Raw genomic sequence first — 21,355 nt, forward strand, 5'->3', positions numbered from 1 at the left:
TGATGAGAAAGCCTCTGACGGTTGGGATCAGAGGCTTTTTTATTTGGATTTTGGGGTGGGGGTAGGTGCGGGTGAGTGGTTAATAGGATGATTGGTTGATTGATCAGCCGCATTGGTTGATTGCGCACTCCACTTGGTCGATTGCTCTGCATCTTTGGTTGATTGATCAACTGCATTGGTTGATTGCTCTGCACCTCTGGTCGATTGAGCAACCGCATTGGTCGATTGCTCTGCACCTTTGGTTGATTGATCAACTGCATTGGTTGATTGCTCTGCACCTTTGGTTGATTGATCAGCTGCATTGGTTGATTGATCAGCTGCATTGGTTGATTGATCAACTGCATTGGTTGATTGAACTGCACTTTTGGTTGATTGATCAACTGCATTGGTTGATTGAACTGCACTTTTGGTTGATTGATCAGCTTCCTTGGTCGATTGCTCTGCAACATTGGTTGATTGTTCAGCCGCAGTCGATTTGGTTGATTAATCAACTGCATTGGTCGATTGGCCAGTGCTGTTGGTTGATTGTTCAGCACCTTTGGTTGATTGAACTGCAACATTGGTTGATTCATCAGCCGCATTGGTTAATAGCACTACACTATCGGTTAATAAACCACCGCTCATCTCACTAACCTCCACCTCCCGGCCCTGAAACAAAACTGCAATCTAACTGTAAGATTAACTATTTGCAAAAAAGGTAATAGTATACAAGATTTACTATGTAAAATACGCACAAAAACTAGATTGGTTTAAAGGGGAGGAAAACATGAAAGGTATTATTTTAGCTGGTGGAAGTGGAACGCGATTATCTCCTAGTACAGATAGTATTAATAAGCATTTGCTTGCCGTATATGACAAACCGATGATTTATTATCCGCTGTCTGTTCTGATGCTTGGTGGAATAAAAGAAATTATGATTATCAGCACGCCTGAAGATACCTCCCGATTTCAAGAATTGCTCGGTGATGGCACTCAATTTGGGATGACACTTGAATATAAGGAACAGCAAGATCCTAAGGGTATTCCAGAAGCGCTCACTATCGCGGAGGATTTTATCGGAAATGATTCTGTCACCCTTATCCTTGGTGATAATATTTTTTACGGTCAGGGCTTTACGACCTTATTGCGCAATGCAATAAAGCAGCACCGCCATGCCACCGTTTTCGGCTATCGTGTTAAAGATGCACGCCGGTTTGGTGTCGTAGAGTTTGATCACCGACAAAAAGTAATCTCGCTAGAAGAAAAGCCTAAAGATCCAAAATCTGATTTTGCCGTGACTGGCTTATATATTTACGACAGCAAATCGGTTCAACTTGCTAAAAAACTGAAACCATCTGAGCGTGGAGAGCTTGAAATTACTGATTTAAATAAAGAGTATTTAAAGCGAGGACAGCTTGATGTGGAACTGCTTGGCAGAGGCTTTGCCTGGATGGATGCTGGAACGCACGAATCCTTATTCGAAGCTTCTGAGTTTGTAAAAATTACGCAGCAGCGTCAAGGGTTTAAGCTAGCTTGCTTGGAGGAAATAGCCTACTATCTTGGCTATATTTCACAAAAGCAGCTTTACAATAAAGGAAAATCTATGGAAAAGAATGATTATGGGCAGTATCTACTAGAAATAGCGGAAAGAAAGCACACACAACAATACTGGGATTCGATTGATCGAAATCCGATGCTGGGGTTGGTTGAATGAACGCACAAAAGCCTGTCTTGCTAATAACGGGAGGAGCTGGATTTATCGGCTCCAATTTCCTCCGTTATATGCATGAAACCTATCAAAACTACCATCTAGTAAACTTAGATAAGCTTACCTATGCTGGGAATACTGCAAATTTGGATCTTCTTGAAGGTGCTGTTAACTATACTTTTATAGAAGGAGATATTGCCGATGAGCAGTTAGTCCAGCGTATCTTCACCAAATATGACATCCATGGCGTGATACATTTCGCTGCAGAATCTCATGTAGATCGCTCTATCCAGGATTCCAAACAGTTCGTGCAAACCAATGTGCTTGGTACGTTAACCCTTTTGCAGGTGGCAAAACAGGACTGGGAAGAAAAAGGCGTCCTAAAAGAAAGACGCTTCCATCATATTTCGACTGATGAGGTCTATGGGTCCCTTGGCGCAGAAGGTAAATTTTCCGAGGATACGCCATACGACCCAAGAAATCCTTACAGTGCTTCAAAGGCAGGGGCGAACCTCCTCGTAAAAAGCTTTGGCTATACGTATGGTATGAATATCGTTATTTCCAGTAGTTCGAACAACTATGGCCCAAGACAACATTCCGAAAAGCTTATTCCTACCATTATTTCCAAAGCTCTTAAGCTTGAAGAGATACCAATTTACGGCGATGGAAAAAACATTCGCGACTGGCTCTATGTGGAAGACCACTGCCGAGCGTTGGATGCTATTTTTCATCATGCTCCCCCCTTCTCTACTTATAACATTGGGGGCGGAAATGAAGTGCAAAACCTCGAGATTGCAAAGACAGTTTGTAGCATGCTCGATGAAATAAAGCCTGAGCTATTGCAAGTAACATCGCTAACAAGCTTTCAAGAACTGATTACACATACAAAGGATCGTCTTGGTCATGATCGCAGGTACGCAGTTGATGATACCAAGCTACGTCAGGATTTAGGCTGGGAACCGCAGGAAGCATTGTCCTCTGGTTTACGAAAAACCGTACGTTGGTATGTGGAGCAATGGGAAGGTGTCACCACCCCATGATTTCAGTAGTTGTCCCGGTCTATGGCTGTAAGACCTGTCTTAAGGAGCTAAGCAGCCGACTTGCATCTGTTTTCACAAAAATCCCAGCCGACTATGAAATAATTTTTGTTAATGATGCAAGTCCTGACGGGGCGTGGACCAAGATCTGTGAACTACATGAGTCTAACCCGAACGTGAAAGGAATCGACCTTGCCCGGAATTTTGGCCAGCACCATGCCATCACAGCAGGGCTTGATTACGCCAAGGGAGACTGGGTTGTCGTAATGGATTGTGACCTGCAGGATCGTCCTGAAGAAATTCCGAAGCTTTATGAAAAAGCGCTTGAAGGCTATGAAGTGGTATTCGGCCGGAGGGTTCGTCGAAATGATAGCTGGCCGAAAAAAACTTCCTCCAAGCTATTTTACCGTCTATACGATTATATTACGGGCCAATCATCCGACCATACGGTTGCCAATTTTAGCATTAGTTCCAGGAAGGTTGTCGAAGGATATAAGAGCATGCGGGAGCAAAATCGCTTTTTCCCTATGTTTATCCAATGGATGGGCTACCCATCCACGTCCATTGAAATAGAACACAATGAACGAAAAGAAGGAAAATCCTCCTACAACCTGAAAAAACTGCTAACACTAGCAACAGATGGCATTATCTCGCAATCTAATAAGCCATTACGATTATCGATCCAGTTCGGCTTTCTGATCGCGAGCGCCTCTTTACTTTACGGGCTTTACTTGTTCTTTCGCTATTTTTTCCTGGCGGAGCCTGTGCAGGGCTGGACCAGTGTCATGGTATCCATCTATTTTCTTGGAGGATTGCTGTTTTGTAATTTAGGCATCCTCGGTCTTTACATCGGGAAAGTTTTCAATGAAACAAAGGCTCGTCCACTCTATCTTATACGCGACACAACAGACAAGCAACGTGATGAGCATGCTTGAATAGCTCGTAGCACCACTCACAGTAGTAATTGCAGCAGCTTTTATACTTAGGAAACGGAGCTGATAGTATGGAAAATTATTTACAGCCAACACCTTGGGACAAACGAAATTTTCACGTGGATACGTACGAAGTGACCTCGCTTGCTGAGGAAGCATTAAAGCAAACGAATACAGTGGAAGGCCATTTCACTTTAAAAACGGAGCCGCTTGCCAGCAAGGACAATTTGCGGAAATATGGTTTTTATTATGTAGATACGCTAATTGAACCTGTGTGTGAAAAAAGGAAGCTACGCACCGTCGAACGGGAAGGAATTTCCCTTACTCGTGATTACTCGCCCGAAGAAGTGATCGCGATTAGTGGAGAAGCTTTTTCCGGAGGCAGGTTTCACCGCGATCCAGAGATACCGAACTTTATGGCAGATAATCGTTACAAAAACTGGGTAAAGGATTTGATTGAAGAGGATCATATACTGGCCTTTGATTACCAGGGTGAATTTGCAGGCTTTTATGCCTATCAGAAAGACAAAATTTTATTGCTTGCAATTAAAGAAGATTTTCGCGGGAAAGGCCTAACGAGGGCCTTCACTAGTCTGGCAGCAAGAGAACATTTCCAATTTAGTCAGCTAGACGCCATTCGCACATCTGTTTCCCCATCTAACCTAGCTTCCTTGAATTTATTTTTATCGCTAGGTTTTAAAATGGAACGTTCCATTGATGTGTACCATAAACTCAATGTTTCCCTGCCAGTAGGTGTGTAGCATGGGATATCTGTATATTCTTGGCACTATCTCTTTTACGGTTTATGGGCAACTAATTTTAAAATGGAAGATGGATCAGGTCGGAGAGTTACCTGCCTCTTTCCTTGATAAATTCATGACATTATTGCAACTGCTTCTTAATCCGTGGATTATTTCCGGGTTTTTATCAGCTTTTCTAGCAGCATTGTGCTGGATGGCTGCCATGACAAAATTCGATATAAGCTATGCTTATCCATTTATGAGTCTATCATTTGTGCTTGTATTTATTCTATCTGCATTTTTATTTCAAGAACCAGTTTCCATGCAAAAAATAATCGGCTTTTCTTTCATAATTCTAGGCATTATTGTAATGAGGTGATGTAACGTGATTCCGTTTAATATACCAACTGTGACAGGAAAAGAATCTATCGCCATCCAACAAGCACTAACAGGACAGAAGCTATCTGGCAATGGCTCGTTCGGGAAAAAATGCTGCACCTGGCTGGAGAAAAACCTTGGAAGCGCATGTGCCATGTTAACGCCATCTTGCACGGCTGCTTTAGAAATGACAGCACTTTTGACGGATGTCGGACCAGGGGATGAAGTGGTCATGCCTTCCTATACGTTCGTCTCTACCGCAAACGCATTTGCATTAAGGGGAGCAGCAATTCGTTTTGTTGATGTAGATCCCGCTACCATGAATATTGACCCTGAGGCAGTTGCGGGAGCTATTACCGAAAAAACGAAAGCTATCGTTGTCGTTCATTATGCTGGTGTTTCTTGTGATATGGATGCGCTCCTACAGCTTGCTAACAAGCACGATCTCTTTCTAATTGAGGATGCGGCCCAAGGACTGATGAGTACATATAAGGGGCAGCCTCTTGGAACGATTGGACACCTTGGAACCATCAGCTTTCATGAGACCAAAAATTATACATGTGGAGAAGGCGGCGCCTTGCTTATTAATGATCCCGATATGATAAAGCGCGCGGAAATCCTGCAAGAAAAAGGAACAAATCGTTCCCAATTTTTTCGCGGTCAGGTGGATAAATATACATGGCGGGATATTGGATCTTCCTATTTGTTAAGCGAACTAAACGCAGCCTATTTGTCTGTTCAATTAGATCACGCAGAGGAAATTAACGAACAACGCCTTGCCAGCTGGGAGCAGTATAACAATTCCCTCAAGCCTCTAATGGAGGAAGGAAAAATTGTTTTACCCCATATCCCTGATACGTGTACGCATAATGCGCACATGTTTTATTTAAAAACAGACAGTGCAGCTACACGACGTGAACTTATGAACCATTTAAAAGAAATGGAGATTATGGCAGTGAGTCATTATGTACCACTCCATTCGGCAGATGCCGGCCAAAAGTATGGAAAATTTGTTGGGAAAGATACGTACACAACAACCGATAGTGAAAGGCTTCTGCGCCTTCCACTCTACTACGGACTGAAAGAAGAGGACGTTTCTTATGTGGTCAAAGCGATACAACAGTTTTTCCATCAATAGAGTGCTGCTTTGGCTGGCACTTATCGTCATTGCAGCTTATGTGTCACCGTACTTTATTCTGGGTGAGGATGCGCATATCCGGATACATGATAACCTTGATTCCAACATCGTATGGTATCAATTATTGGCAGACAGCGGACAAATTTTCACACTACCAGGCGCCACCCTGCCAAATGTGATCAACGGCTTGCCAAGAAGTACCCTGCCATCCGGGCTTGATGCAATGGTATGGATGTATGTCTTATTTGAGCCGATGACCGCTTATGCGATTGGGCAAACGATCATGCGCCTTGCTGCTTTTTTTGGAATGTATTTATTACTAAAGCATCATGCAATCCGTTCAGAAAAAATGCAAATCGTTGCCATTGGCGCTGCCTTAGGATTTGCCCTCCTTCCCTACTGGCCATCCGGGATGTTATCGATTGCCGGTTTGCCTCTAGCGTTACATTGCTTTTTGATGTTACGGAAAGATGGGAAAGATGCTAAATTCTACTATTGGATCATTCTAGCAATCATCCCTTTCTTTTCAAATTTTGTATTGTCCTTTGTTTTCTTTTTGGCAGTAATGGGGCTTGTCTGGTTAATCGACTGGATAAGGCACAAGCGAAGTAATTGGGTGTTCTTTTCTGGTATCGCGATGATGACCGTAATTTACCTTGTGAAAAATTATTTACTTATCTTTTCTATGTTTTTCGATTCTGGTTTTACGTCACATCGTAACGAACTTAGCCTTGGGCATAACACCTTTGAGCGAAGCATCGGATTAACATTTGAGAACTTTCTCTATGGGCATACCCATGATACAGCAGAGCAATTTCTTATTGTTTTACCTGTCATTGGTTTCGCATTTCTAATTGCTGCATACCGAAACATTAAGCCTTTTTGGCTGCTTAGTCTTTTCAGCTTTAACTTTCTGTTGTCCCTCTGGTATGCCTTTTGGTACTGGGAAGGCTGGCGCATCGTCAAAGATAATGTTATGGTTGCCAATACCTTTAATTTTTCCCGTATTCATTTCTTTGACCCGGCAATTTGGTATATCTGTTTTGCGTTAGCACTTGCGATTATTTGGAAGCATATCCCTTTTGGAAAAATAATTGCGATTGTGTTGGTCGTTGCACAATGTATGTTCCTTTTCCCATTCAATGAACAAAATAAATACAGTGCATTGGATACACCAAGCGTTGAGGAATTTTATTCTGAAGCTTTGTTTGAGGAAATAGAGAATTATATTGGAGAAAACCAGTCCGAGTACCGAGTAGTAAGTATTGGAATGCATCCAACTATTGCACAGTATAATGGTTTTTATACATTGGATACCTATAACAATAGCTTTCCTTTGGAGTATAAACATGCATTTAGAGAGGTTATTGCAGGCGAGCTTGAGAAGAGCCCCACACTGGAAAATTACTATGATACGTGGGGTGGGAGGCTTTATATGTATGTTGCGGAGCATGGAAAGGATTATTTATTTACTAAGGACCGTAATGAACCGATCGAACAGCTGGCTATCGATACCGAAGCGTTGAAAGAGCTTGGGGGTGACTATATCCTTTCAGCCGTGCCGATTGAAAATAGTAACGAGCTCGGGTTGACTTTTGAGAAAGAATTTGAACAGGACGGGCTTCCATGGGAGATATCGCTTTATCGGGTGGAGTAGGTTTTTTTGATAATTCTTTCAAAAACGTGAAACGCTTTTATACTTTAAACGTATTTTTAGTAAAGGCTCGGAGCGAGGCCAGTCTGGAAAATGTATTATAGGTGATGCAGAGTGGCTTATCAATTTAGGAGGTGTTACTATTAGCAAACACTTCAAAAACAAGTTTTATTGGTTACTTATGCCACCTTTTCTCATTACTGGTATATTTTTAATCATTTACCTTCCTAGCAATTTCCGGTATTTAGGACCACTTGTCGTGGTATTATTTTGGATTGTATATCCCACGGTAAATTATATCATGGAAAAAAGGAAGAATAAGGCTGAGCAATGATTGCTAGCACTGGAGCTCCTTGGTTTCAGTGCTAGCGATCTTTAAAATCCCATAATATACGCCACTGACCATCCGTCTCCGTTGCATAGACATGTTGTACGATTGTGAAATTACCAAAGTCCCCTTTAAACCGTTGATTGACCTGCACCTGATACACAACATCCAAGGATTCACTTGCATCATCCATCGACCAATCCTTCAATTTATCTGTGTTCTCTAATGTATAACTGTAATCCTCTGTAGCGAGATAACCTAAGAACAATTCGCCTCTCACCTGCAAATATTCTGTTTTATCCATTCGCTCCTGCATGGAGGGATGAAACATTTCCCAGGAAAGAGAATACGCACCTTCTTGCTCATATTCATAAAAATTTTCCACAGCTCTTTCTGCTTGATTTTTTGGCGAAAATATTTGGAAAAGGAGCAGTGTCAATGTTATAACAATAGCCCCTGCAGCACCGATGACAATTCCTTTTTTCATAAAAACGCTCCCCTACAAACACAGTCTCTTTACATAATATTCATAGGAGAGCCGTTATATTATTTAAATTGACAGGCTGTTAGGTTGCTAGAGAGCCACCATCTACTGGGTAAGTTGCTCCTGTTACGAATGTGGCTTCATCTGAAGCGAGGAATAATACGACTTGTGCTACTTCTACTGGTAGGCCATAGCGCTTCATCGGTACACCTGCCTGAATTTGTTTGCGTACATTTTCCACATCGTCTGGTGACATATTTTTCTCAATATTGCCCAGCATTTGCGTATCAATTGCTGCTGGTGCCACACCGTTTACACGAATGCCAGTCTCAGCTTGTTCGAGTGCGGCTGTTTTTGTTAAACCAACTACCGCATGCTTGGAGGCAATATATGGAGACATTCCTGCGCTGCCAATAAAACCTGCATTGGAGATAGTATTGACGATGGCCCCGCTTCCTTGCTCTTCCATCACTTTAATAGCATGCTTCATGCCAAGGAATACGCCATAAACGTTTACTTCCATAACCTTTTGGAACGTTTTATAATCACTATCCTTTACTGGGACAAACGGCCCTTCAAACCCAGCATTATTGAAAAGAACATCAAGACTGCCAAATGTATCCTTTGCTTCCTTCACATAGCGTGCTACATCGTCTTCGTTCGTGACGTCTGCCGTAACAGTGAGAATGCGATCGTCTCCTTCTCCAAGCTCTTCTTTTGCATTAGCTAGGGCGTCTCCGTTCATATCAACAAGAACGACTTTTGCACCTTTGTCTAAAAAAGCCTTCGCTGTTACCTTCCCGATTCCTCCTGCGCCACCTGTAATCACAACTACCTTTTCCTTAAAATTCATGACGATTCCTCCTTCATAGAGTTTCTTCACGACTGCTGGCGGGAAATATGTTAGAATATTCTTATTAAGTCACCTTGGACAGCCCACAAGCAGAAAAAGAAGTTCTTTTGTCTTATTATAAAAGTCTTACCGAACACTCATCAATCCGCAATAATATACCTTTTGTATACGTTTTCAACACATTTTTTAGATCTGTTGCTTTTATAGGAGGGAAATCGTAATGAGAGAATACAAGAAAGCAGACCGAAGAATACTTAGAACGAAAGCGAACATGATGAAAGCATTTATTCAGCTTATGGAAGATAAGACTTATCATGCGATTACGGTTAAAGATATTGTAGAAAAGGCAGATTATAATCGAGCAACCTTCTACCGTCACTATCATTACAAGGAAGCATTAGTCGACGAACTGGAAAAGGAATTGATCAATGGGCTAGTGACCGCATTTCGCGCCCCCTACCTCCATAAAAATCATTTAAACATGGTTCAACTATCTGTCAGTGATATTCAATTGTTCGATTATATTTTAGAACATGCGGATTTTTATAAGCTATGGAAACATTCGGAAGGGATCCCCGGATTTGAAAAGCGGTTTATTCATACCGTTATTCAGCTGTTTAACGAGGATTTGAACCTGTTAACCTCAAAGGATGATCACATTAATGACCATCTATTTCAAACATACCGTGCCTATGGAATGTGGGGATTGATTTTAGATTGGATTAAAGATGACTTCCGGGCATCCACTACTTATATGTCACGACAGCTTCTGCATATTTTCAACTACAATCCTCCTAAAATGTACAAAACAAAAGAATACCCTGCTTGTGAAAAGAAAAAGGCCCTGCATAAACAGGACCTCCTATCTAATCAGCACGGTATACTGAATTAATGAATGTTCGTTTGAACGCATTGCCTTCCTTTGTTAGACCTTCTACTTCTATGGTGACAACATAGCTTTGGTTTTCGTTTTGTAACGGAACGGTTTGTGATAGGTTTGCATCATTCTCGTACGTGCGTACCTGTGCAGGAGTGGCACCAGATTCCTTCACATAATACGTTGCTTTCACTGTCTCTGGTTTCACCTGTGATTTATCAACCGTGACCGTCTGGGTGAGGTTACTTTTATTAGTAAAGGCATCCGCTTCTACAGAAACAAGGTTTTCTCCCGTGTAGTCAGCAACGAGCAGGTAAGCATTCTCTTTACTGCTTTTAAGTCGTAGTTGCCATGTTCCTGTTTGCAAATTTTCTAATGCGATATGGTGGGAAATCGAATTAATAAAATAGCCTTCTTCATTTTCGGTTACTTTTGGAGTAATAGGGGTGGATTTTCCTGTTGGATCTACAAGTTCGAGGCTTAGTAATGGTGCTGCTGAGAAAAATTGGAGATTTGCCTTCTTGATGGATTCATCAATCGTAATTGGAAGAGCCTTCTCTTTTCCTTTGATCAGTTTTCCACCAGTGATCCATTGATTAAGGGGTGCTTTCTGTTGGATAGCTTCCTCATAAATAGGAGTATGCTGAGTTAAACGAGCCAGGCTGTTATCGGAAATCGCATTCTCAAATATAGGAAACGTATCACCAGATCGAACAGTGGTATGATTCCAGTTGCCAATCTCTAAAAGTTCCCCTACAGGAAGATGGCTACTGTTTGCTGTCACGACGCCATCATTGTCTCCATAGCTGTTCAAATACATACCACCAAACCAGGTTGAGGAAAACATCGAGCCCCAATCAGTTCCGCCAATTGTATAATAATCATGAGCGGAAGCAGCAGGCTCCACGTCGGTTATGGAACGAAAATATTCCATATATCCTGTTTCTACGGCAGTGGTTCCTTCCCCTTGTGCACCAATTAAATCAGCAAGCCATCCTGCCCAGCTGCTGTTCGCTAAATCTGCAAGCTGTGAGCCATGGTGTGGACTGGAGAGAGTAATAACATTCTCTACAAATTCTCCTGCGCCATAATAGGTGATGGCTGCATGTGTATCGACTCCACCTTTACTGTAAGCTATCACGGTAATGGGCTTATTGGAAAAATGTGCGGAGATTTCTTCTATCTTTTCTGCAAGGAGCTGGCCGTTTTCCCACATATCTGCCGAGGCACCGCCAGCATCATGTAGCTGGACAAATGCTGTCTGATAGCCTGCATCTAGTGCTGTTTGGTACATATCATTGTCCTCCCAAAAAATCTGGGCAACATTGTTTAATCCTGGGACAAATAATAGGACGGGGGCATCTTCCTGTAAATTAGCTGGGGTATCCCCTGCATACCATTCCCCTGGTGTCTCGTCATTTCCGTTACTGCCTTTTCCACTGGGAGAGTAGACTGGACTATCCTGTTGCCATACTGGGGTTGGTGGGTGTGGAGCTAAGGGTTGTGCTAAAATCGTGTCACGCAAAAAGCCGAATAACAGAATGAGCAACAATGAGACCGAAATTCTTCCAAGTGTTTTCACTAGAGAACCTCCTCTTTTTTAGAACCCTTATTAGTTGATATGACACAGAACGCTTATCCTAGTACAGAATTGGGACAAATTAACCAGAGTTTTACATAGGTAGGTATTGTTTTTAATTTTAATGTAGCGAGTAAAAATGGTGAGGATGGAAGGCACTATATAGTTGGCGGTACAGTAAATTTTTCATTCCCCGCTACCTTCAACTTTACTTTATCCTTGTCCTTGTAGCACTGTCAAACCAATATGGAATATTTTACAGGGATTTAACACGTAGTTTATAAAGGGAGTTTTAAGGGAGGTGTATTTAATGGTACTTCACCTAATATGTAGGATTAGATGATGGGAGATGTGTTATAAAATAGAGATAGAGGTTGCTATTTCCTATTAGAGCATATGAAAGAGTTTCGTAGGTATAGTTTAGTGTTGTAAATTAATATACTACAATTTTTTCAGCAACCTCTTTACCATCTCCTTCTTGGTTAACCCATACCTTTACATTATCTTCTAATGCTAACTCATTAAATGTATTTACGGCCCCCTCTATCACGGTCGAATCGTTAATGAAAACCTCATAAATCGGATAGGAAGCTTCCGGGTCAGTAGCAGGTGGTGCGATATGAATACTGGATTCCGTAATGTCATAGATAAAGTGAAACTTCATTTGGTGGGGGGGTTCCCTTCCTCCCCAGCAAATGTTAGTTGAACGAATCGGGCCTTTACTGGCAGTTGATCCCCCGCTTAGAATGCATGATTGTTTCCCGCATTTTTGAAGTGGGGGGCTTACTGCCAGTTAATGCGGGATAAATACATTTTGATAATCGGGATGATTGTCTTGTTGGCCAAGGTTTACATTTTCCTGTCTGGTAGAAAGACGATCGATTCCTTGTTCTTTAACACAGCCAACTAATAGGAATAAAAAGAGTGAAACAATTGTAAAGTATCTCATCTAAACACCCACTTTCGTTTTATCGTTCAACTTACGAAGTGCGACCTTACAACACCAACCCCTTCTTCTTTGCATTCCCATCCAAACTTGCGCCAATTGCTACACCCGCTCCTATACCAAGTGGTAATCCGACACCGATATTATCGAATATCAGTAGGCCAAGTACAATTCCTAAACTAGTGCCAATCGACATGTAAATACTTAAATAATACCCACTTGTTACAAGCTTATGCTGTTTTATTAAATGGGAACTGATTTTGTCGATTGTTTGCTTGTGTTGCTTGAAATCTTCTTCTGTCAGAGAATGTTGTTTTTCCTTTAGTTGCAAGATGTGCTCTTCAAATTCAATAAAGTATTGCTTGCATACTGCACAATCATCTGAATGGGAACGCAATTTTTGCACAATGCGCTTACATTTATCTAATTCTAGTTTTGTGGCGACTTGTTCATCACTATTTTTTTGGAGTCCTTCTAAAGCAACGTTCAGTTGATGCTCGTTATGGCTTTCTGTCATCTAAATTCCTCCCCCTGCTTACTTATTATGCCGCAGATAAAATCCATCTATGATGATGTACGATTTTCTATTGGAAATGTTTCGTTTTTGGCTCGTTATGGAAGCGAACAAAAGCGCAAGTGCCCGTTTAGAGACGTACGGACTGGACTGAACCGCAGGAGATAAAGGAAACACGGCGATCGTAGGGAGCTGATGTTGACTTATCGTACGGAGGTGAGGGAAGTCTCGCTAGTCTCTGGGCGCTGGAGCTGGACGTGGCTGTTTCTGTCTAAGAACATTATACAGCAAGTATTTATACTTTCTTATTTCCTAAAAAAGGAGTACAAACAATAGTAGATTTGTACCCCTTCAGAAAGCTTACAATATATGAATCATCGTTTGAATGTAGCATTGTACTAGAATATAAAAAACGGTGGCGTAACCGAGGTTAAATTTGATGCCATTTTTAAAACCATTCAACCCATTGGAAGCACTCAACACGATGACTGGCATGATAAGTGGGGAAAGCAAGATGGAAATAACGCTTCCTGATGTCACCGCGAGTACAATGAGTTCAGGTGGATATGGCAGTGCAATGGATTCCAAAATTCCCGCTACAAGCACCATTACTGTCAGTGGACCAAGCCCTAGAAAACCGAGCAAGATGACGATGAATGGGAGCAGATAAAGGAAGTTTAGAAACGGGATGTGCCCCTGTAAATAATAGACTCCATCTACAACCGCCGTACCAAAGCCAGTCTGGTTAAGGGCAAATATCAGAACGCCCGCGCTTAGCATAATACTAAGTTGGTAGGATTGCTTCAGCATCCCCGCTTCTACGTAATGGCGTGTTTCTTCCATGAATTTTCCCGGTCGCCTTTTTATTCCATAGTATAGTAGACTCCATAAGAAAATAACGATTGGTATTGTAATCATTAATTTTAAGGAAAAAATGCCATGTAACGCAAAAATCGTCCCAAATAACGTTACAAACAAAAGCAGAAACTCTCTAACTAGTTTTTTATTAACCTTGGTTGAAGTTGACCCGCGTATAATTCCTGCAATTTTCCCTTGTAATACGTCTGTGATATGAAGTCCATATTTCTTTTCCTGTCTGGTGGAGAAAGCAACCGAGATCACAATCCCTAAAGCTGCGATGAGCAATCCTTGGAGGATGGCAAGCCATAGCGAAGCATTCATTGTCTCCACAGCAAAGATAAAACTTGGTATGCTGACAACCCACATGGTCGACAGGGCAAATGAACGGAGCACCGCCGTCCCCTTAAAGTTTTCCCAACCTTCTCCCTTCTCCTCTTTCAAAATTCCATTAATGAATTGATACACCATCGGAATAGCGCCAAATAGTAGAAAATAAGAAATAATCTGCGTGAATATCATGACAGCAGAATAAAATTTTCTACTTGTATCAATTGCATGGTGTGCTCGGGAAAGGATTGCTTCCATATATGGTTCACCGCGCAACACCCAGCTGATCATCGGCACAATAATCAGTAAGCCGATAATATCCCGCATTTGCAAAAAACCTGTTTCCAAACCGGAAAATGTTAAGTTGCCTGTGTATACCAGAACCCCTATCCCAATTAGGAAAAGCATTAGCGGAAGCTTGAAGCTTTTCAAACCGAAGCGAAGGAAGGCAAACAGCAATATTGCGAACCCACTCATTGCTAAAATGACCAGCAGAAAATCTGAAAGAAAGAAATAGGTTATAAAATGTAAAATGGCAAAAATCACCGTAGCGATTCGCAGTCCAAAGGCAATTATTTTCATTGTGTTAACTCCTCTTCGTAGCAATCTATCCATTAATAGCATAGACCTTTTTCATCTTTGGCTCAAGCTAATGGGGTTGATTTAAGGCGAGGGGTTGTTCACTTTGGAGGGGTGTGGTTTCTTTTGGGGTGTGTGGTTTCACTTTTGGGGTGTGTGGTTTCACTTTGAGGGCGTGTGGTTTCACTTTTGGGGCGTGTGGTTTCACTTTGAGGGCGTGTGGTTTCACTTTTGGGGGTGTGTGGTTTCACTTTGAGGGCGTGTGGTTTCACTTTTGGGGCGTGTGGTTTCACTTTTGGGGGTGTGTGGTTTCACTTTGAGGGCGTGTGGTTTCACTTTTGACTCGTGTGGTTTCACTTTTGGGGCGTGTGGTTTCACTTTGAGGGCGTGTGGTTTCACTTTTGACTCGTGTGGTTTCACTTTTGGGGCGTGTGGTTTCACTTTTGAATGAGAGGTTTCACTTTTGCGACGTGGCGATTCATTTTAATACTTTCAATATAGTGAGACTTCATTTGGTGGGGGGCTTACTGCCAGTTTAGGCTGGATAAATATTTTTATTTAAACCTTTTGACCTAGACAACTTCTATAACCTGGTAAGCAGCATAGCATAGTAAAGTGTGTAAACGACATCAGGGAGGGACAGAAATGCCGAGTGGAGTTCATCAGCTGGAAGTGGATCTTCCCATTCGTAATACGTGGTCGTTTGTGAGTAATATTACGAATTGGGCAACCTTGGTTCCGGGTTATGTGGAACATGAAATTCTAAATGAGAGACAATCAACATGGACATTTCGTGGGGATGCAGGCGTGGTACATAAAACGGTGTGCCTTAAAATTGATATTCAGGAATGGGTGGAACCTGCACGTATCTCCTTTACTCTCAAAGGATTAAATGAAAATTTTTCCGGCGATGGCTATTTTCATGCAGAGGAATTATCAAAATCAAAAGTCCAAATGACCGGCTACCTGCATATAACAGCCAAAGGGCTGATTGGTCCGATGGTAAATACCATGCTGCGGACCATGCTTCCGCGGACCACGAAAGAATTTACAGAAGCCGTGGTGAGAAAAATGCAACGTGCAGAAGCTGTTGCACGATAAAGAATAGGAAAGATTACCGTCATGGTAGTCTTTTTCTTATATCTTTATAAGAGGGGTGTTTTACTCTCCGTGCTCCTAATGATAAAATATATCAGTCATCAGTTTCTATATGAAGGAGATTTTATATGAATACATTACATAGAAATCGTGCAGTGAATGATGCGTTGAAGATCATTCTTGGTGCTACCCTTGTTGCATTAAGCTATAACCTCTTTTTACTTCCTTCAAAGCTTGCTGCGGGTGGAATATCTGGTATTAGTACGATTTTATTCGAATTATATGGGTTAAGCCCAGCCTATACGCAAATGCTTATTAACATCCCAATTTTCATTATCGGCTGGATCGCCATGGGGAAGAGTTTTAGTTGGAAAACACTGATTGGTACGTTTTGGGTACCGTTTATTATCTGGCTTTCTGCTGATATTCCATATACGGTAACAAATCCATTGCTCGGTGCGCTATATGGGGGAATTGTTCTTGGTACAGGACTGGGCATTGTTTATAAAGGAAATGGCTCCACTGGTGGAACAGCCGCTATTGCTCAAGTCGTCAAAAAATTCACAGGGATATCGAGCGGCTATTCCCAGCTTATTGTAGATGGATTTGTCGTCATTGCTTCGATTATTGTATTTAATCTAGAGTTAACATTGTTTGCTTTAATGGCCATTTATGTTACAAGCAAAACGATAGATATTGTCCAGCTGCGCACCTCTGCCACAAAGCTGATTATGATTATCACAGAGGAAGAAGAGAAAATCCAGCAACTTATTCGTGATGGAATCGACCGAGGAATTACGAAGGTGCGCTCGGTTGGCGGCTATTCCAATAAGAATAAAACAATGATTTTATGTGTGACAGAGCAGCAAGAAGCTGTACAGTTAAAGCGTATTTTACAAAAGGAAGAGCCTGATTCGTTTGTAATATTTATCAATGCTTCTGAAATACTAGGTCGCGGCTTTTCGTTGGACAAGTATTATGGGCAGAAGTTGTAGCTGAGGTGAGTTAGCGATTTGTTTGTGGCGGGTGGCTGAGTGGTGTGGCGGGAGTTTTCTTACTTGGTGCGGTAGTTTGGGGGGTGCTGCGCTACTTCAAGCTGTTGCTGCGCCACTTCTCAAACTTGCGTCACTTGATCGAGCGTTGCACTCCTCCTTCCACCATCAAACAAGCCGCCCTCACGAGGAGGCGGCTTGTTTTTATGCGGGATGATGCAGGCGTCCTGCCATATGTTGAATTTTTGCCATGGTGCTGATATCCATGTTGCCCCCACTGACGATGACGCCGAGATGTCTTGATTTAATATGTTGATGGTGGGCGAACAAGGCTGCGATGGCGGCAGCTCCTGCGCCTTCCATTAGCGTTTTGTTTCGTTCGAGCATGTAGACGATTGCGGAGGCAATTTCTTCATCACTTACGGTGAGGATGTCATCCACGTACTCTCTGATAATTGGTAAAGTGTGCTTTCCAGGCTGTTTGACGGCAATGCCTTCTGCTATTGTGCTGACAGATTGTAACCTGACGTCTTTTTCCTTATGAAAGCTGTCATACATGGCGCTTGCTCCTTCTGCCTGGACACCGATCACTCTTATATTACGGTTTACATATTTTGCGGCGACTGCTATGCCGCTAATTAATCCACCGCCGCCAATTGGCACAAGAATGGTATCGATTCGATCCTCTTGTTTGAGCATTTCCATCGCGATTGTTCCTTGGCCTGCCATGACGTCATAGTCATCAAAGGGATGAATATAAACAGCACCAGTCTGCATCTGCCTTTTTAGTGATGCTTCATAGGCCTCTTGAAAAGATTCTCCTGTTAGCACAATTTCTGCTCCATAGTTTTTTGTTGCTTGCACCTTAGCGGCGGGTGTTTTTTCTGCCATGAAGATGGTTGCCTTGACTCCGAGCTTTGCCGCAGCGTAGGCAACTCCTTGGGCATGGTTTCCTGCCGATGCGGTGATGACGCCCTTTTTCCGTTGTTGCTTCGATAATTGCATTAATTTAAATGTTGCACCTCTAAATTTAAAGGCACCTGTCTTTTGTTGGTTTTCCATTTTAAAATAGACGTTTTTCTCTACTAGTTGGTTTGTCGTTTCTGACGTCATGAGTGGTGTCTGGTGTACAATAGGACGCAATATTCCTAATGCCGTATGAACCTTTTCACCTGTTAAGCAATCCCCAATGGTTTCACACTCCTTGGTAGTTGTTTCCTTCTTACCTCTTCGTTTCAAATGCAGCAATCTTATCCTCATGCTGCAAGGTTAAGGCAATATCATCCCAGCCATTGATAAGTTTTTTCTTATGATAGGCCGGGATATCAAACGTAACTTTCTTACCAGATTGATCGGTGATGCTCTGTGCTTCTAAATCAACAGTCAAATTTAACTCCGATTGTTCCGCTTGGGCGAGCCAGGCATCAACCTGTTCCTTATCCATTTGAACTGGAAGGATGCCATTTTTCAATGCATTGTTGTAAAAAATATCAGCAAAGCTTGGTGCGATCACAACCTGAAAGCCGAAGTCCAACAGGGCCCAAGGGGCGTGCTCACGTGACGACCCACAGCCGAAATTCTCGCCGGCAATCAGAATAGAAGCTCCATGATAGGCAGGGTCATTTAAGGAAAAGTCTTGACGCTTAAACCCTTCATCATCATAACGCCAATGGTAAAATAAAAACTGGCCAAACCCAGTGCGCTCTATTCGTTTTAAAAACTGCTTCGGGATAATTTGGTCTGTATCGACATTTGTTCGATTTAATGGATAAACCAATCCTTCATGCTTTTTCAATGCTTGCATGTTCCCACCTCCTAGCTCGGTACACTGGTATAGCTTCTGACATCGACAAAATGGCCTTCTATCGCAGCTGCTGCAGCCATTTCCGGGCTAACAAGATGTGTGCGGGCGCCGTTTCCTTGCCTGCCTTCAAAGTTCCGGTTTGAAGTGGAAGCACATCTTCCACCTGGTGGCACGACATCATCGTTCATGGCCAGGCACATGCTGCATCCCGCTTCACGCCATTCAAAGCCAGCGTCTTTAAAAATCGTATCAAGCCCTTCTTTTTCTGCTTGTAATTTAATGCTGAAAGAGCCCGGTACTACGATCGCTCTTACGTTGTCATGCACCTTCTTCCCAGCAACAATAGAAGCTGCTTTTTGCAGGTCGCTTAAGCGAGAATTCGTACAGGAGCCTATGAAAACATGATCAATGTTAATCGAGGTAATCGGCTGATTTTCCGCAAGTCCCATATAATCCAAAGCACGGGCTACGTCCTCTTTGTATTCTACTTTGCTTAAGTCAGGTGTCTTGCCGCTTACAGGAACACACATACCTGGATTTGTTCCCCAGGAAACCTGTGGTTCGATTTCATCAGCATGAATCGTTACTTGTTGGTCGTAGGCTGCACCAGCATCCGTTGCAAGTGCTAGCCAGGAAGAAGCCAACGCTTCAAAAGCTTCTCCTTCTGGCACATACTCTTTCCCTTTTAGGAAGTTAACGGTCGTTTCATCAGGGCTGATCAACCCAGCTCTTGCACCAGCTTCAATGGACATATTACAGACTGTCATGCGTCCTTCCATCGATAAATTACGGACTGCTTCACCGGTATATTCAATGACGTGTCCTGTACCGAATCGAACACCAAATTTAGCGATGATTGCTAGAATTAAGTCTTTTGCAGTGACGCCAGGTCCTAAATCTCCTTCCACATGCACATTTAACGTTTTAGGTTTCTCTTGCCATATACTCTGGGTTGCCAGCACATGCTCTACTTCAGAAGTACCAATCCCGAAGGCCAACGCACCAAACGCCCCATGTGTAGATGTATGGCTATCCCCACAAACGATCGTTTTTCCTGGTTGTGTAAGTCCGAGCTGTGGCCCGATTACATGCACGATCCCTTGGTCTGGGTGCATCATGTCAGCTAAGGGAATGCCAAAAGCTTCACAATTCTCTTTTAAGGTTTGCATTTGCTTTTTCGCAATTTCATCTTTCATCTGGTCCCGATTTTTGGTTGGGACATTGTGATCCATTGTGGCGTACGTTAAATCCGGTCTGCGTACGTTGCGGCCATTTAGCCTCAATCCTTCAAAGGCTTGCGGGGAAGTAACCTCATGTACAAGATGCAGGTCGATATACAATAGATCAGGCTTCCCTTCCTCCTGATGGACAATATGATTTTCCCATATTTTTTCGATTATTGTTTTTGGTTCTCCCATTACATCACCACCTCCAACTAGGCATAAGAATTGCAAATGCTGTCTGATACACTTTTTGTCGTCAAATTCTCAACTACTGCCTCTGTCATTTCCTTTGTTCCTACCTGTTTGCCATTTTTCACAGACAAATCTGCTGTATGATATCCTTGTTCCAGGCACGCAAGCACTGCTTCTTCAATTTCATTTGCTTCTTCTTCCATTTGCAAGGAATGCCGAAGCATTAATGCAGCCGATAAAATCATGCCAAGCGGATTTGCGATCCCTTTTCCTGCAATGTCTGGTGCTGAGCCGTGCACAGGCTCATACAGGCCGACACCATCTGCGCGGATACTTGCGGAAGGGAGCATGCCGAGTGAGCCGGTTAGGACAGAAGCTTCATCACTTAAAATATCGCCAAATAGGTTTTCTGTCACGATGACGTCAAACTGTGTGGGGGAAGTGATCAGCTTCATGGCTGCAGCATCCACTAGCATGTGTTCCACCGTTACGTCAGGATAGTCTTTGCTCTTTTCATTAACCACTTCGCGCCAAAGCCTGCTCGACTCTAATACATTCGCTTTATCAACGGAGGTGAGGTGCTTTCGTCTAATTCTGGCACTTTCAAAAGCCTTCTCGACAATCCGCTCCATTTCCTCCCGTTCATAATAGAGTGTGTCAACGACTGCTTTTCCTTCGTTAATCCTTTCACTTGGTTTGCCGAAATAGAGCCCTCCTGTTAGTTCGCGGATAATGAGAATATCACTTCCATTAACAACTTCTTCTTTTAAAGGAGATGCATGAAGCAGTGGAGCAAACCCTTGAATTGGTCTCAAGTTCGCAAACAGCCCGAGCTTTTTTCGAATGCCGAGTAAGCCTTGTTCTGGCCGGATATTACCAGGTAGCCCCTCCCATTTCGGCCCACCAACAGCGCCTAACAAAATCGCATCAGCATTTAGGCAGGCATTGATCGTATCTTCCGGCAATGGGGTTCCATACTGATCAATTGCATCCCCGCCAATCGCATGGGAATGGAAGGTAAAACGATGACCAAATTCGCTTGCCACTGTATTTAACACATACTTCGCTGATTCTATGATTTCTTTTCCGATACCATCCCCAGGAAGCAGGATAATTTGTTTATTCATACGCT

At 42.6% G+C, this 21,355-nt stretch carries 22 protein-coding genes; 11 read left to right on the forward strand and 11 right to left on the reverse strand.

Translation table 11 applies throughout. The features are described 5' to 3' along the window. The first annotated feature begins 95 nt into the window (after positions 1 to 95). The 8 genes from LG273_RS14235 (at position 96) to LG273_RS14270 (ending at position 7,569) form a co-directional block, all read left to right on the forward strand. Positions 96 to 632, forward strand: coding sequence for a hypothetical protein (locus LG273_RS14235; protein WP_404454656.1), 537 nt, complete (start codon positions 96 to 98; stop codon positions 630 to 632). A gap of 134 nt (positions 633 to 766) precedes the next feature. Beyond that, positions 767 to 1,693 (forward strand): glucose-1-phosphate thymidylyltransferase RfbA, encoded by a 927-nt coding sequence (gene rfbA / locus LG273_RS14240; protein WP_379562654.1) that lies wholly within the window; start codon positions 767 to 769, stop codon positions 1,691 to 1,693. Further along, the gene (gene rfbB / locus LG273_RS14245) at positions 1,690 to 2,727 is read left to right on the forward strand and encodes a dTDP-glucose 4,6-dehydratase (RefSeq protein WP_404454659.1); all 1,038 of its coding nucleotides are present in this window, start codon (positions 1,690 to 1,692) and stop codon (positions 2,725 to 2,727) included. Before rfbA ends, rfbB begins: the two co-directional genes overlap by 4 nt. Continuing rightward, a complete protein-coding gene (locus LG273_RS14250; protein WP_404454662.1) occupies positions 2,724 to 3,659 on the forward strand; it encodes a glycosyltransferase family 2 protein in 936 nt (311 codons plus the stop codon). The genes rfbB and LG273_RS14250 overlap by 4 nt, the downstream gene beginning before the upstream one ends. Before the next feature lie 68 nt (positions 3,660 to 3,727). Next, positions 3,728 to 4,417, forward strand: a complete 690-nt coding sequence (locus tag LG273_RS14255) for a GNAT family N-acetyltransferase (protein WP_404454665.1) — start codon at positions 3,728 to 3,730, stop codon at positions 4,415 to 4,417. A 1-nt stretch (position 4,418) separates the two neighbouring features. Then, complete coding sequence (locus LG273_RS14260) at positions 4,419 to 4,775, forward strand: EamA family transporter (protein ID WP_379562658.1); 357 nt, start codon at positions 4,419 to 4,421, stop codon at positions 4,773 to 4,775. Positions 4,776 to 4,781: 6 nt separating this feature from the next. Beyond that, positions 4,782 to 5,912, forward strand: a complete 1,131-nt coding sequence (rffA, locus tag LG273_RS14265) for a dTDP-4-amino-4,6-dideoxygalactose transaminase (RefSeq protein WP_404454669.1) — start codon at positions 4,782 to 4,784, stop codon at positions 5,910 to 5,912. Then, entirely contained in the window at positions 5,875 to 7,569 is a 1,695-nt protein-coding gene (locus LG273_RS14270) for a DUF6044 family protein (RefSeq protein WP_404454672.1), read from the forward strand. Before rffA ends, LG273_RS14270 begins: the two co-directional genes overlap by 38 nt. Positions 7,570 to 7,931: 362 nt before the next feature. Here the strand turns inward: LG273_RS14270 and LG273_RS14275 are convergent, their stop codons facing one another. After that, positions 7,932 to 8,381: a hypothetical protein gene (locus LG273_RS14275; protein WP_404454675.1), complete on the reverse strand. Its 450-nt coding sequence runs from the start codon at positions 8,379 to 8,381 to the stop codon at positions 7,932 to 7,934. 79 nt (positions 8,382 to 8,460) lie between these two features. Then, entirely contained in the window at positions 8,461 to 9,231 is a 771-nt protein-coding gene (locus LG273_RS14280; protein WP_404454678.1) for an SDR family NAD(P)-dependent oxidoreductase, read from the reverse strand. Positions 9,232 to 9,451: 220 nt separating this feature from the next. On the opposite strand from LG273_RS14280, the gene LG273_RS14285 reads away from it, so the two are divergent. Then, positions 9,452 to 10,123 carry a TetR/AcrR family transcriptional regulator gene (locus LG273_RS14285; protein WP_404454681.1) on the forward strand — a complete coding sequence of 224 codons (672 nt, stop codon included), beginning with the start codon at positions 9,452 to 9,454 and terminating at the stop codon, positions 10,121 to 10,123. Here the strand turns inward: LG273_RS14285 and LG273_RS14290 are convergent. The 5 genes from LG273_RS14290 to LG273_RS14310 all read right to left on the reverse strand — a co-directional run bounded on the left by LG273_RS14290 (position 10,098) and on the right by LG273_RS14310 (position 14,917). After that, complete coding sequence (locus tag LG273_RS14290) at positions 10,098 to 11,690, reverse strand: hypothetical protein (RefSeq protein ID WP_404454684.1); 1,593 nt, start codon at positions 11,688 to 11,690, stop codon at positions 10,098 to 10,100. The genes LG273_RS14285 and LG273_RS14290 overlap by 26 nt on opposite strands. A 430-nt stretch (positions 11,691 to 12,120) precedes the next feature. After that, positions 12,121 to 12,351: a hypothetical protein gene (locus tag LG273_RS14295; RefSeq protein WP_404454686.1), complete on the reverse strand. Its 231-nt coding sequence runs from the start codon at positions 12,349 to 12,351 to the stop codon at positions 12,121 to 12,123. A 129-nt stretch (positions 12,352 to 12,480) separates the two neighbouring features. Then, positions 12,481 to 12,636, reverse strand: a complete 156-nt coding sequence (locus tag LG273_RS14300) for a hypothetical protein (RefSeq protein WP_404454689.1) — start codon at positions 12,634 to 12,636, stop codon at positions 12,481 to 12,483. Positions 12,637 to 12,682: 46 nt separating this feature from the next. Further along, on the reverse strand, positions 12,683 to 13,150 hold the full coding sequence (locus tag LG273_RS14305; RefSeq protein ID WP_404454692.1) for a hypothetical protein: 468 nt from the start codon (positions 13,148 to 13,150) through the stop codon (positions 12,683 to 12,685). Between the two features lie 357 nt (positions 13,151 to 13,507). Further along, positions 13,508 to 14,917 (reverse strand): hypothetical protein, encoded by a 1,410-nt coding sequence (locus LG273_RS14310; RefSeq protein WP_404454695.1) that lies wholly within the window; start codon positions 14,915 to 14,917, stop codon positions 13,508 to 13,510. Between the two features lie 642 nt (positions 14,918 to 15,559). On the opposite strand from LG273_RS14310, the gene LG273_RS14315 reads away from it, so the two are divergent. Both LG273_RS14315 and LG273_RS14320 read left to right on the forward strand, forming a co-directional pair. Further along, positions 15,560 to 16,015, forward strand: a complete 456-nt coding sequence (locus tag LG273_RS14315) for a CoxG family protein (RefSeq protein WP_404454698.1) — start codon at positions 15,560 to 15,562, stop codon at positions 16,013 to 16,015. A gap of 125 nt (positions 16,016 to 16,140) precedes the next feature. After that, complete coding sequence (locus LG273_RS14320) at positions 16,141 to 17,007, forward strand: YitT family protein (RefSeq protein ID WP_379562669.1); 867 nt, start codon at positions 16,141 to 16,143, stop codon at positions 17,005 to 17,007. Between the two features lie 201 nt (positions 17,008 to 17,208). Here LG273_RS14320 and ilvA read toward each other — a convergent pair whose 3' ends face one another. Genes ilvA through leuB form a run of 4 tightly spaced genes read right to left on the reverse strand, consistent with a single transcriptional unit; the run spans position 17,209 to position 21,350 of the window. Beyond that, positions 17,209 to 18,264 (reverse strand): threonine ammonia-lyase, encoded by a 1,056-nt coding sequence (gene ilvA, locus LG273_RS14325; protein WP_404454703.1) that lies wholly within the window; start codon positions 18,262 to 18,264, stop codon positions 17,209 to 17,211. Beyond that, the gene (leuD, locus tag LG273_RS14330; protein WP_379562670.1) at positions 18,227 to 18,808 is read right to left on the reverse strand and encodes a 3-isopropylmalate dehydratase small subunit; all 582 of its coding nucleotides are present in this window, start codon (positions 18,806 to 18,808) and stop codon (positions 18,227 to 18,229) included. The genes ilvA and leuD overlap by 38 nt, the downstream gene beginning before the upstream one ends. Before the next feature lie 11 nt (positions 18,809 to 18,819). Further along, complete coding sequence (gene leuC / locus LG273_RS14335) at positions 18,820 to 20,226, reverse strand: 3-isopropylmalate dehydratase large subunit (protein WP_379562671.1); 1,407 nt, start codon at positions 20,224 to 20,226, stop codon at positions 18,820 to 18,822. Between the two features lie 17 nt (positions 20,227 to 20,243). After that, on the reverse strand, positions 20,244 to 21,350 hold the full coding sequence (leuB, locus tag LG273_RS14340) for a 3-isopropylmalate dehydrogenase (RefSeq protein WP_379562672.1): 1,107 nt from the start codon (positions 21,348 to 21,350) through the stop codon (positions 20,244 to 20,246). Between the last annotated feature and the right edge of the window lie 5 nt (positions 21,351 to 21,355).

This window comes from Oceanobacillus kapialis, assembly GCF_044790185.1.
Taxonomy (GTDB): Bacteria; Bacillota; Bacilli; order Bacillales; family Amphibacillaceae; genus Oceanobacillus_B; species Oceanobacillus_B kapialis.